Raw genomic sequence first — 12242 nt, forward strand, 5'->3', positions numbered from 1 at the left:
ACAACCTGCCCTGAGCATGACCAAGGTGGACTGCGACCCTGCGCAGGTCATCGTCAACCACGCCAGCTTCCGGGTGCAGCTGGCCCCCGGTCAGCGCCCGCGGCTGCGCGCCCCGGCCCCCGCCGGCGCCCCCAGGATCCCCGCCATGAGCGGCGCAGGAGCGGCCCGCGGCAGGCGCTCGCCCGTCGTGTGGAGCGGCAGGTCCGCCCCCGGCGACCCCGGCGCCACCGGGCTCCTCCAGGCCGTGCGGAACTCCACCGCAGGCCGCCCGGACGCCGGGTACGGCCCCTACGCGGCCCCGGAGTTCGACGCCGGACCCGGCACGGCCGGCACCCAGCTCATCGACCTCCTCGAAGAGACCCGGCCCAACCCCGTCGTCACCGCCCCCCACCAGCCGGGCCGCTACGACGGCGGACCGCTGCTGCCGCCCATGCGCCAGGCGGTCGGTGCCTACGACTCGGCCGACAGCGCCCCGTACGCACACGACGGGTACGACGAGGACGGCTTCGACGAGGAGACCGGGGCCCGCGGCGAGCGCCAGGGCAACGACTCCGTACGGCACGCGTACTACCCCGGACGCCGGATGAACCTCGGCGTCGTGCTGCTGCCCCTGCGGGTCTTCCTCGGCTTCATCTCCATCTACGCCGGCATGGGCAAGCTCTGCGACCCCGTCTACTTCGACGGCGGCGACCGCGGCTCCATGGTCAAGTGGCTGACCTCGCTGCACCCCTGGGCGCTGGCCGAGCCGCTGCGCGACTTCGCGCTCTCGCACCCCGTCGGCGCCGGACTCACCGTCGCCTTCCTCCAGGTCGTCGTCGGTGTCCTCACCGTCCTCGGCCTCTGGCAGCGGGTCGCCGCCTCGGTCGGCGCGCTGCTGTCCGCCGCCCTGCTGGTCACCGTGAGCTGGCGCACCGTCGCCGCCTACGACGCGCCCGACATCATCTACCTCGCCGCCTGGAGCCCGCTGATCATCGCGGGCGCGCCCGTCTGCTCCGTCGACGGACGGCTCGCCGGTGAGGCCTGGCGCAGGCTCGGCCCGCGCTCGGCGATCTGGGACCTGCGCCGCCGGGTGCTGCGCCGGGGCGCCGTCGTCGCCTCCGTCGTCGTCGGTCTCACCCTGCTCGTGGGCTCCGTGCTCGGCGGCGCGGTCCGCTCCTCCGAGGTCGTCACCGTGCCCGGCCCGAACGGCGACCCGACCAACCAGCTCCCCGGCTCCCCGCTCCCGCAGGAGTCCCGCAGCGGCGGGGCCTCGCACACGCCGGAGGGGCGGCGCCCCGCGCCGTCCCGCAGCACCGCCTCCACGACGCCCTCCACCGCACCGTCCACGCCTGCCGCGGGCACCGTGCGCGAGTCCGGCCAGGCGGCCGGCGCCGGCCAGCCCAGCCAGACCCAGGGCACCGGCCGGCAGATCCCGCAGCAGACGGCCCCGCAGCCGCCCCCGTCCGGCAGCTCCGGCCCGTCGTCCTCCGGCACCACCGGCACGGGCGGCGGCCCCTCCGGCGGGTCGGACGGCGGCGGCTCCACCGGCGGCACGTCCGGCGGCGGGCAGAACCCCATCGGCGGCCTGCTCGGCTGAGCCGTCGGCCCGGCCCATGGCGAAGGGGCGGTCACCGGTACGAACCGGGTGACCGCCCCTTTCTCGTCCTGCCGGGGTCTCTCCTACTGGCCGTCCAGTTCCTTGGCTGCCTCGGTGAGGTCCTTCGCCGTGTCGATGGCCCGCCAGTACGCGCCGTGCGGGAGCGGGTAGCCGGCCAGCCTGCGTTCGCGGGCCAGCCGGGGGAACGTCGTCCGCTCGTGGTCGCCCCGGTCGGGCAGCAGCGTCGTGAACTCCGGGGAGAAGACGTACACACCGGCGTTGATCAGGTACGGCGAGGGCGGCGACTCGATGAAGTCGGTGATGTGCCCGAACGCGTCCGTCTCCACGGCACCCCACGGGATACGGGGACGGGCCAGGGCCAGCGTGGCGGTCGCATCGCGCTCGGTGTGGAACGCGGCCATCTCGCGCAGGGAGAAGCGCGTCCAGATGTCGCCGTTGGTGGCGTACCAGGGCTGCCCGGGATCGGGCAGCCGGGCGGCGGCGTACTTCAGCCCGCCGCCGCGGCCCAGCGGCTCCGACTCCACGACGGTCGTCACGCGCAGCGGCAGCACCGCCGAGTCCAGCCACTCCTGCAGCACCTCGGCCAGATGACCGCATGACACCACGGCGTCGGTCACGCCTTCGGCGGCCAGCCAGGAAAGCTGGTGGCCGATGATCGGAGTCCCGGTGCCCGGGATCTCGACCATCGGCTTGGGGCGGTCGTCGGTGTACGGGCGCAGACGCGATCCCTGGCCACCCGCCAGAACCACGGCCTGCGTCGGAAACGTATGCATGCCAGGCACGATATGCGGTGCCCGGAGCGGCCGGTCAGCTGAACCGGGCGACGCCCGAGGCGAAGGACGTGTCGCAGACGGGGCGCGAGAACCGGTGGGCGTGCGTGGGGCCGTACTTCTCGACGGCCGCGCGGCCCAGGGCCCTGGCGATCGACATGCAGTGCCGGGCGAGCGAGGGGTGCCCCTCGACGGAGCGCTGGAGGTCCGTCAGCGCGACGCCCGGGTCCTTCTCGCGGAGCTCCAGCAGCAGCCGGTCGCGGAGGGCGTCCTGCGGGGTGCGCGTCTTGGCGCGCTCGGAGATGTCGTGAGCCGACGCGGTCAGGACCTGCGGCTCGGAGTTGTGCGCTGCCCACGGCACGCTGGTGACGGCGAGGGTCCCGGAGAGGACCATCACGACGGGCAGAACGAAGGCGAGGGATCGGCCGATGCGGCGCGCGGTGTGGGTCACGCAGCGAGCGTAGCGGGCAGTAATGACAGGGCGACATTTCGTCACCCTTGAGGGGGATGGTTCGAGGGTGCCTTTCGAATCCGGTGTTGACGAACGGCGGTGAAACGACCGGTGTGCCGGGGCTCCGGCGCCGTACGGATCCAAACCCGCTCGGGCCCCATGACGCGCGAACGGCCCCGCACGCGGAAGCGTGGGGGCCGCTGTGGCGCGGTGGGCGGGGCGTCAGTCGGTGAGACGGGCACCCGTCGAGGTCGAGAAGACGTGCAGCTCGTCCGGGCGCGGCACGACGTGCAGCTTGGTGCCCTTCTCCGGGACGGCGCGGCCGTTGACGCGGACGACCAGGTCCTTGTCCTCGCCGCCGACCCGCGCGGAGCCGTAGACGAAGCCGTCGGCGCCGAGCTCCTCGACGACGTTGACGGAGACGGCCAGGCCGGCCGGGGCGTCGGCGCTGTCCTTGGACAGGGACTTCGCGGCGGCGCCGCCGTGCTCGACGATGTCGAAGTGCTCCGGGCGGATGCCGACCGTGACGGTCGTGTCGCCCTTGTCCGCGGCGGCGGAGAGCGCCTCGCGGGAGACCGGGACGACGCTGTTGCCGAACTTCACGCCGCCGTCGGTGATCGGGACCTCGACCAGGTTCATGGCCGGGGAGCCGATGAAGCCGGCCACGAAGAGGTTCGCCGGCTTGTCGTACATGTTGCGCGGCGAGTCGACCTGCTGGAGCAGACCGTCCTTGAGGACCGCGACGCGGTCACCCATGGTCAGGGCCTCGACCTGGTCGTGCGTGACGTACACGGTCGTGATGCCCAGGCGGCGCTGGAGCGAGGCGATCTGCGTACGGGTGGAGACCCGGAGCTTGGCGTCGAGGTTCGACAGCGGCTCGTCCATGAGGAAGACCTGCGGCTCACGCACGATGGCGCGGCCCATCGCGACACGCTGACGCTGACCACCGGAGAGCGCCTTCGGCTTGCGGTCCAGGTACTCGGTGAGGTCCAGCATCTTGGCGGCCTCTTCGACCTTCGCCCGGATCTCGGTCTTGTTGACCCCGGCGATCTTGAGCGCGAAGCCCATGTTGTCCGCGACGGTCATGTGCGGGTACAGCGCGTAGTTCTGGAACACCATGGCGATGTCCCGGTCCTTCGGCGGCAGGTGCGTGACGTCGCGGTCGCCGATGCGGATCGCGCCGCCGTTGACGTCCTCAAGACCCGCGAGCATGCGCAGGGAGGTCGACTTGCCACAACCGGAAGGACCGACGAGGACGAGGAACTCACCGTCCGCGATGTCGATCTCGAGCTGGTCGACAGCCGGCTTCGTGGAGCCGGGGTAGATGCGGGACGCCTTGTCGAACGTGACACTGGCCATGCTGGATCTTCTCCTCCACCGGCAGGAACGTGCCGGACGATCCGAGTGACGGGAGTGGTCTGGTCCACTTGAGTGAACCTTCAGCGACGCTACCTGGCCATTTGGAATCTGTCAGTAGTTCAAAGGGAGCGAAATTTTGGGACCGCGCAGGGTGCAGTGTTGGTTACACTGCTCCGACATGCCTCCTTAGCTCAGCTGGCCAGAGCAACGCACTTGTAATGCGTAGGTCGTCGGTTCGAATCCGACAGGGGGCTCAGGGGAACCCCGGCTCGGACAGCGTCCGAGCCGGGGTTTTGTCGTTCGGGCTCCGGTGCTTCGGGCTCCGTTGCTTCGGGCTAACCGGCGCTGCGACGGGCCAGCTCGCTGCCGAGGGGGGTCAGGGCGTGGAGCATCATGCAGCCTCGGCGGGTGCTGGTGATGAGGCCTGCCTTGCGCAGGACCGAGGCGTGCTTGCTCGCGGTGCCGATGGAGACGCCTGTGCGGTGGGCCAGCTCCCCTGTGGAGCAGGGCGGGGTCAGGGCCTGGAGGATCAGGGCGCGGGTCCGCCCCAGTAGGTCGGTCAGGCCCTCGGGAGGTGTGGCCGGAAGGGGGCGGCGGCGTGCGACGGGGTAGACCAGGACCGGGGGGAGGCCCGGGTTGATCAGGGTCACCGGGGACTTCGTGCAGAAGAAGGAGGGGACCAGGGTGATGCCCCGGCCGTCCAGGTGCAGGTCACGGTCGCGCGGGTAGTCGGCGCTCAGGGTCGGGGACGTCCAGCGGATCGACGGCGGCAGGGTGTGCAGGAGCTGTTCGACGCCGCCCTCCAGGACGTCGCGGCTGTGCTGGGCACGTTCCAGGTGGAACGTCTCGCCGATCAGTGGGAGTTGGGGTGCGAGCAGCTCGTGGAAGTACGTGGTGAGGGCCAGGCGGAGTTCTCCCCGGGCGCACGGGTCGCCGTCGGCGAGCCGGCGGGCCCATGGTGGTGGGGTGCGGCGGCGGAAATGCGTGGCGAGTTCGTCGCGGAGCCGGGCGGCCGGGGTGGCGTGGATGAGTTCGAGCGAGGTGCTGAAGCTGTCCGTGCCCGAGGGGGTGAGGAAGTCGGGGAAGTCCCCTCTGTGGGGGACGAGGGTGGTGACGTACCGGATCAGGGCCCTGAGGTCACGTACGGCGAGCCGGGTGCGGACGTGGTGGAGCCAGGGGCCGTACTCGGCCGGCGGGCGTGGGATCTGGAGGATGTGGAGGCTGTTGACCAGCTCCCACATGTCGTCCGGGCGGGCGGCCACCGTGGTCCGGGCCAAATCGTCCGTGGTGAAGTGGATGCGCAGTCTCATCGGTTCCCCCGAGTGATGAACTGGACGTTTTCCTTGTGCTGCAAACTGTTGGCCCCTCGGCGGCTTTCGCTTCCATGATGTGAGGAGCTCGTAAACGAGCGGTAAACGAAGGCGAGCCGCGGTTCCGACCAGTCCGCGGTCTCGGAAACGAAAAAAGGGGGAACCTCGTATGCAAAGGGTTCGGAACAAGATCGTCACGACAGTCGCGGCAGCCGCCGTGGTCGCCGCCGGGTCGGTGCTGTCGCTCGGGGGGAACGCCGCCGCGGCGGAGGCGGCGGCCACGATCCACGGCTGTCCGTCCGGTGCCGTCTGCCTCTACCCCAACGGCAGCTGGGCCAACGACAAGCCGACGTACATCTTCTACAGCTACGGTGTCCACAAGATCTACAACCAGTTCGGCATCAAGCGGATCTACAACCACCAGACCGGCGGTGCCACCGCCCGTAACTGCTACGACGCCGCCGGCAACAACTGCGGCGGGTACCAGCAGCCCAACACGTACGCCGACTACGACTACACCCCGTACAACTCCATTCGGCTCGTCAAGTGATGGATTCGCGCTGAGTCGCTGAGCCGCTGAGCCGGTGAATCGCTGAATCGGTGAGTCGAAAGGGCTTGCGGGGAATCGGGGTTCGGAAACCCTTGATTCCCCGCAAGCTTTCTGTGAATTCCTGTGCGGTGGGTTGCAGGTGAATTCCGGCTGTCAGCGGAACGATCCGAAGCGTTCCGCGACGACCGGCAGCCGGTCCGCGGCCAGGGCGTGTGCGGCGGCTCGGGGGGTGATGTGCTCGGCCTCGGCGCGGGCCAGGATCCGGTCGACCAGGGCACGCATCGCACGACGGGTGTACGCGAACGCCTCGTCGGCGTCGGCGCCGATGTCGCCGAACAGGGTCCACCACCACCAGGCGTTCGTACCGGAGTTGACGGCGATGTCCGGCAGTACGGCGATGCCGCGGGCGGCCAGCAGGGCCTCCGCCTCGGGCACCACCGGCATGTTGGCGGCCTCGACGATCCAACGGGCGGTGATGCCCGCCTGGTTGGCGGTGTCCACGGCGTACGAGACGGCGGCCGGGACCAGTACCTCGGCGTCGGCGGTCAGCCAGGCGTCGGCCGGCAGTTCACGGTCCTCGGCGCGGAGCGCGGCGCGGTCCACGGTGCCGTGGCCGTCGCGGGCGGCGAGCAGCGCCTCGACGTCCAGGCCGGCGGGGTTGGCGACGGTGCCCTTGATGTCGGCGACCGCGACGACGCGGAGACCGGCGCGGGCCAGGAAGCGGGCGGTGGCGCCGCCCATGGTGCCGAGGCCCTGCACCGCGACGCGGGTGCCCCGGTGGGCGACGCCGGCCCGGTCCAGGACCGTGAGCACCGATTCGGCGACTCCGCAGCCGCCCACCAGCTCGTCCAGGCCGATGCCGTCCACGTCGATGGCGAACGCGTCGGCGAGGCGGCGCCGGGCGGCCTCCTCGTCGTCGAGGAGGGGGTAGACCGCCTGGACGGAGGAGACCAGGCCCGCCTCGGCGGCTGCCCGGTCGACCAGGTCCTGGGTGAGGCCGAGGTCCTCTCCGGTGGTCCAGAACTGTTCGACGTAGGGGCGTACGGCACGCAGGTAGCGGACGAGGACACCGTAGGCGGCGGGGTCGCGCGGGTCGCAGTCGATGCCGCCCTTGGCGCCGCCCAGCGGGATGTAGCGGCCCCGGGGGTTGTAGTGCAGCACCTCCTTCATCGTCATGCCGCGGGCCAGGCCGGTGACTTCCTCCAGCGTGCAGTCGGCGCGCATCCGCAGGCCGCCGCTGGAGACACCGCGCACCAGACGGTCGATGACCAGGTGCCCCTGGTGCCCGGTCTCCTGGTCGGTCCAGGTGAGGGAGATCAGGGGGCCGGTGGGGGACGTGGTCATCGGGGGAGCTCCTGGGGGACGGTGATGAGGGTGGGGCCCGGGGTGTCCAGGGCCCGGCGCAGGGCCCCGGCGAGCGCCTCGGGCGAGTCGGCGCGTACGCCGTGGCCGCCGTAGGCGCGGGCCAGGGCGGGCAGGTCGACCGGCGGCAGGTCGACCGCGGTGGGGCGGTCGCCGCGGGATGCCATCTCGTCGCGGATCTCGCCGTAGCCGCCGTTGTCGAAGACCACGACGGGCAGGGGGAGCCGCAGCTGTACGGCGGTGGCCAGTTCCTGTACGGAGAACTGGAGGCCCCCGTCGCCGCTCAGCGCGACGACCGGCCGGGCGGGGTCCGCGGTCTTGGCGCCGATGGCGGCGGGCAGCGCGTAGCCGAGCGTGCCGAAGCCCGTCGGGTGCAGATAGCGGCCCTCCGGGGCGACGGGCAGGTGCGGGATCGCGCCGTAGTAGCAGCACTGGGCGCTGTCGGAGGTGAGTACCGCGTTCGCGGGGAGCACCGCTGCGATCGCCGCCAGGTACGGCAGCAGGTGTGCGTCCTGGCTCCGGGTCCCGGCGTTCCGCTCTTCGAGCAGGGCGGCGACGGCCCGGTGGGCCTCGGGGTGCGCCCCGCCGGCTTCGGGGAGGACGGCGAGGAGGGAGCGCAGGGTGTGGCGGGCGTCGCCCACCAGTGGGATGTCCGCGGGCGGGCCCGCGTACATCTGCGCCGGATCGATGTCGGCCCGGACGAGGGTGCCGCCGAGCGCGGGCAGGGGCTCCCACAGGTCGGATTCGGCGAGTTCGGTGCCGACGGCGAGCACCACGTCGCGCTCCGCCAGCCAGCGTCGGACGGGACGGCTGTGCAGGGAGACGCCGAGCGAAAGCGGGTGGGTCTCCGCGACGATCCCCTTGCCGTTCGCCGAGGTCACCACGGGGGCGCCCAGCGCCACGGCCAGGCGCAGGCACTCGGCGGCGGCTCCGCGTGCCCCGCCGCCGAGCACGATCCCGGGCCGGGCGGCCGAGCGCAGCGCCGCGGCCGCGGCCGAGAGCGCCTCCGGGTCCGCCGTCGCGGGCGAGAGCGGCGGGGCGGTCCGTACCGGACCGGCCGGTGCCACGGCGGTGAGCAGGTCCAGCGGTATCTCGATGTGTACGGGGCGGGGGCGCCGTGTGCGGAAGAGGGTGAAGGCGCGGGCGACCGCGACGCCGATCTCCTCGGCCGAGGCCGCCCGGTGGCTGACGGCCGCGACGCCCCGCAGTGCCTCGGTCTGGCTGCGCATCTCGTGCAGCAGTCCGGTCGACTGCCGGGGGTGGTGCAGCGGCATGCCGGGTGAGACGACGAGCAGCGGGACGCTGTCGGAGTACGCCTGGCCGACGGCGGCCGCGATGTTCAGCAGTGCCGGGCCGGTGGTGGTGATTGCCACGCCGGGCCGGCCGCTGACCCGGGCGTAGGCGTCGGCGGCGTAGCCCGCGCCCTGCTCGTGGCGGGGGTTGAGATGGTCGATGCGGTGGGCGGCCAGGTGCCGGTAGATCTCCAGGTTGTGGGTGCCGGGGATGCCGAACGCCTGGGTCACTCCGTGCGCGGCGAGCGCCCGCACCAGCGTCTCCCCGCCGGTGAGGCCGTTTCGCGGTGGCCGGGCGTGCGGGGTCGCGGGCGGTTCCGGCAGGGGGTGTCCAGGCACTGCACAGGCTCCTTACTGAATGAGTAGTCAGTATTTGGAGTCTGGATCGCCCGTGTCAATGCGTGCAGATACTGAACGTTTGTTCAGCTGTGGGTGCTGACTCCCTTGCCCGGTTTCCGGGTGCCCGTCCGTTCTTCCGGTCAGTGCCGCCCCGCCAGCCGGTCCGCGGCCTTCGCCACCGGGTCGGTGCCGGCCCGCGACGAGGTGAGTTCGCGGCGGTCGGCGGCGCGGTAGGCGGCGTACATGCCGTGGACGCCGATCCAGCGGAAGGGCTCCGGTTCCCAGCGGCGGACCTTGTGGCCGACCCAGGGGAGGGTGGTCAGATCGGTGGGGCCCGACTGGCCGGAGTCCTGCTGGATCAGATCGCGCAGGGTGCGGGCGGCGAGGTTGGTGGTGGCGACGCCGGAGCCGACGTAGCCGCCCGCCCAGCCGAGCCCGGTGGAACGGTCCAGGGTGACCGTGGCGCACCAGTCGCGCGGGACGCCGAGGACGCCGGACCAGGCGTGGTCGATCCTGGCCCCCGCGGTACCGGGGAAGAAGCGGACCAGGATGTCGCGGAGGGCCTCGATGGTGGCGGGCTGGGTTCGGCCGTCGTTGTCGGTGCCCGAGCCGAAACGGTACGGGACGCCGCGTCCGCCGAGCGCGATGCGGTCGTCGGCGGTGCGCTGGGCGTACATGTAGGCGTGGGCCATGTCGCCGAGGGTCTCGCGGCCCTCCCAGCCGATGGTGTCCCAGACCGGCCGGGGCAGCGGCTCGGTGACGATCATCGAGGAGTTCATGGGGAGCCAGGTGCGCCGCTGGCCCTTGAGGTTCGCGGTGAAGCCCTCGGTGCAGCGCAGGATGTACGGGGCGCGGACGGTGCCGTACGGGGTGTGCGCGTGCTTGGGCCTGATCTCCGTGACGGGTGTCGACTCGTGGATGGTGACGCCGAGCGCCTCGACGGTCGCGGCGAGCCCCTGGACGAGTTTGACGGGGTGCAGCCGGGCGCCGTGCGGGGTCCAGGTGGAGCCGACGGCTCCGGTGACATTGACGCGTTCGCAGGTCTCCCGGGCGCCGCGCAGCACGCGGTCCGTCTCGCCGAAGGCGATCTCGACGGAGTGGAAGTCCTTGAGCCTGGCCAGCTGCGCGGGTGTGTAGGCGACTTCGAGGACGCCGCCCTGATGGATGTCGGCGTCGATGTTCTCCTCGGCGGCCACGCGTACGACCTCGTCGACCGTCTCGTTCATCGCCTGCTGGAGCCGGACGGCGGCTTCGTGGCCGTGGAGTTTCGCGTAGCGGTCGCGGCCCGCGATGCCGTTGTAGAGCCAGCCGCCGTTGCGCCCGGAGGCGCCGTAGCCGCAGAACTTGGCTTCGAGGACGGTGATGTTGAGGAAGGGGACGGCCTTCTTGAGGTAGTAGGCCGTCCACAGCCCGGTGTATCCGCCGCCGACGATGCAGATGTCTGCGGTGGCGTCGCCGGGCAGGGGTTCCCGGGCGTGCGGGGTGCCTTGGTCCGCGTACCAGAACGATATGCCGCCGTTGACGGTGCTGACGGTGCTCATGTTGCCCCTGCTTTGTCCGGTGTGAAGCCCTGGTGGCTCTCGGGCGGGACGTTACTGCGGAACAGGCGTTCTCGTCCCCTGCCGGGACCGGACCAGTGGATAGCAGGCGAGGCCGATGAGTACGGCGGTGAAGTGGCCGAGGTCGGTGAAGCTGCGGCCGGTGATGAGCGGGAGGCCGTAGATGACGAGGACGGCGAAGAGGTAGACGAACCGCCAGGGCGGCGGGACGTGGTACGTGAGCACGGCGACGACCCCCGCCAGCGCGTAACTGACACCGACGTCCAGGGTGTCGGCGGCCGACGGCGCCACGTGTCCGTGCCGGATCGCCCAGGCCAGGACGCCCTCGCTGGCGAGGGTGGCCAGGACATGCGCCAGGAGGACGACGGCTAGCCAGCGCAGGGTGCCGAGCCAGCGCTCGGCCGGTGCGTGGAAGACGGTGTACAGGAAGGCGTACGGGAGCCAGTGCCCGCCGTCGATCCAGAAGGCGCTGGCGAACAGGACGCGCACGGGGTCCTCGGTGAGTTCATGGATGTTGGTCGAGCGCTGGCGCAGGAAGTCCTCTTCGAAGTCCGGTGACATCTGGTGGATGATGACCGTGGTGACGAAGAGCGCGGCCAGCCAGATGTAGGTGCCGGGTGCGCTGCGGATCCAGGAGCCGGCGCTGTGGAGCCACGAGCCGACGGTGGTGCGGTGCCGGGCGGGCGGTGCGGGGCTGCTCGGGGTCATATCCGATTGATGCACGGTCCTGGGAGCGGCGGCGTGATCGACATTCCGGACGGGCTGATCGCCACTCAGTCCAAGTACAACGGCGCCGCCGGGCGGGCCTTCCTGGCGGCGCTGCCGGGGCGGGCCGCCGAGTTCCTGGAGCGGTGGGGGCTGCGGCGGGACGGCGAAGCGTTCCACGGGGTGTGTGCGCTGGTGCTTCCGGTGGTGCGGGTGACGGACGACCGCCGGGCGGCGCTGAAGCTCCAGCCGGTGGACGAGGAGACGGCGGGCGAGCCGGTCGCGCTGCGGGTGTGGGGAGAGGCGGGCGCGGGTGCCGTGCGGTTGCTGGACCACGATGCCGCGACGGGGACGATGCTGCTGGAGCGGCTGGACGGGCACCGCTCGCTGGGCGGGATGGCGGACGAGCGCGGGGCGGCGCGGATTCTCGCGGAGCTGCTGGCCGGGCTGACGTCCGTACCCGCCCCGGCGGGCCGCGGGCTGCGGGGACTGGGGGAGCTGACGGAGCGGATGCTGGCGGCGGTGCCCGGAGCGGTGGCGCAGCTGGCGGACGCGGCGGAGGGGCGGCTGCTCGCGGACTGCGCGGCGGCGATGCGGGAGGTCGCGGGGGAGCCGGGGGACCGGTTGCTGCACTGGGACCTGCACTACGGCAATGTGCTGGCCGACGGGGCGGGCCGGTGGGTGGCCATCGACCCGAAGCCGCTGGTGGGCGATCCGGGCTTCGAGCTGTGGCCGGCGCTGGTCAACCGGTTCGACCCGGTGGCGGTGCGGTGGCGGTTCGATCTGCTGACGGATGCGCTGGGCCTGGACCGGGAACGGGCACGCGCCTGGACGCTGGGGCGGCTGCTGCAGACCGAATTGTGGGACGTGGCGGACGGTGCGCGGCGGCTGGACCCGGACCGGGCAGAGATCGCGCTGCGGTTGCTGGGGCGAAGCTGAGCGAGGGGG

The 12242-nt window shown here is 72.0% G+C and carries 11 protein-coding genes and 1 tRNA gene; 4 read left to right on the plus strand and 8 right to left on the minus strand.

Annotation, left to right across the window (positions count from 1 at the left end; translation table 11 throughout):
• Positions 1-16 precede the first annotated feature (16 nt).
• Positions 17-1576: a DoxX family membrane protein gene (locus IE107_RS22590; protein ID WP_189545695.1), complete on the plus strand. Its 1560-nt coding sequence runs from the start codon at positions 17-19 to the stop codon at positions 1574-1576.
• Between the two features lie 83 nt (positions 1577-1659).
• Here the strand turns inward: IE107_RS22590 and IE107_RS22595 are convergent, their stop codons facing one another.
• The 3 genes from IE107_RS22595 to IE107_RS22605 form a co-directional block, all read right to left on the minus strand.
• Positions 1660-2370, minus strand: coding sequence for a nucleotidyltransferase family protein (locus tag IE107_RS22595; RefSeq protein ID WP_189545696.1), 711 nt, complete (start codon positions 2368-2370; stop codon positions 1660-1662).
• A gap of 34 nt (positions 2371-2404) precedes the next feature.
• The gene (locus IE107_RS22600; protein WP_189545698.1) at positions 2405-2818 is read right to left on the minus strand and encodes a hypothetical protein; all 414 of its coding nucleotides are present in this window, start codon (positions 2816-2818) and stop codon (positions 2405-2407) included.
• A gap of 222 nt (positions 2819-3040) precedes the next feature.
• Positions 3041-4177, minus strand: a complete 1137-nt coding sequence (locus IE107_RS22605; RefSeq protein WP_189545700.1) for an ABC transporter ATP-binding protein — start codon at positions 4175-4177, stop codon at positions 3041-3043.
• Positions 4178-4357: 180 nt separating this feature from the next.
• On the opposite strand from IE107_RS22605, the gene IE107_RS22610 reads away from it, so the two are divergent.
• Positions 4358-4431: transfer RNA gene (locus IE107_RS22610), tRNA-Thr, on the plus strand.
• 81 nt (positions 4432-4512) lie between these two features.
• Here the strand turns inward: IE107_RS22610 and IE107_RS22615 are convergent.
• Entirely contained in the window at positions 4513-5487 is a 975-nt protein-coding gene (locus IE107_RS22615) for a winged helix-turn-helix domain-containing protein (protein WP_189545702.1), read from the minus strand.
• Positions 5488-5656: 169 nt separating this feature from the next.
• Between IE107_RS22615 and IE107_RS22620 the strand changes: the two genes are divergently transcribed.
• Positions 5657-6037, plus strand: a complete 381-nt coding sequence (locus IE107_RS22620) for a hypothetical protein (protein ID WP_189545704.1) — start codon at positions 5657-5659, stop codon at positions 6035-6037.
• A 153-nt stretch (positions 6038-6190) separates the two neighbouring features.
• Here IE107_RS22620 and IE107_RS22625 read toward each other — a convergent pair whose 3' ends face one another.
• The 4 genes from IE107_RS22625 to IE107_RS22640 all read right to left on the minus strand — a co-directional run bounded on the left by IE107_RS22625 (position 6191) and on the right by IE107_RS22640 (position 11297).
• Positions 6191-7381: a Glu/Leu/Phe/Val dehydrogenase dimerization domain-containing protein gene (locus tag IE107_RS22625; RefSeq protein ID WP_189545706.1), complete on the minus strand. Its 1191-nt coding sequence runs from the start codon at positions 7379-7381 to the stop codon at positions 6191-6193.
• Complete coding sequence (locus IE107_RS22630; protein WP_229867172.1) at positions 7378-9030, minus strand: 5-guanidino-2-oxopentanoate decarboxylase; 1653 nt, start codon at positions 9028-9030, stop codon at positions 7378-7380. The genes IE107_RS22625 and IE107_RS22630 overlap by 4 nt, the downstream gene beginning before the upstream one ends.
• Before the next feature lie 140 nt (positions 9031-9170).
• Complete coding sequence (locus tag IE107_RS22635) at positions 9171-10571, minus strand: NAD(P)/FAD-dependent oxidoreductase (protein WP_189545707.1); 1401 nt, start codon at positions 10569-10571, stop codon at positions 9171-9173.
• A gap of 51 nt (positions 10572-10622) precedes the next feature.
• Complete coding sequence (locus IE107_RS22640) at positions 10623-11297, minus strand: rhomboid-like protein (protein WP_189545709.1); 675 nt, start codon at positions 11295-11297, stop codon at positions 10623-10625.
• A 9-nt stretch (positions 11298-11306) separates the two neighbouring features.
• On the opposite strand from IE107_RS22640, the gene IE107_RS22645 reads away from it, so the two are divergent.
• Complete coding sequence (locus tag IE107_RS22645) at positions 11307-12233, plus strand: aminoglycoside phosphotransferase family protein (protein ID WP_373302475.1); 927 nt, start codon at positions 11307-11309, stop codon at positions 12231-12233.
• The last annotated feature ends 9 nt before the right edge of the window (positions 12234-12242 follow it).

The sequence above is a fragment of the Streptomyces gelaticus genome, assembly GCF_014649535.1.
Lineage (GTDB): Bacteria > Actinomycetota > Actinomycetes > Streptomycetales > Streptomycetaceae > Streptomyces > Streptomyces gelaticus.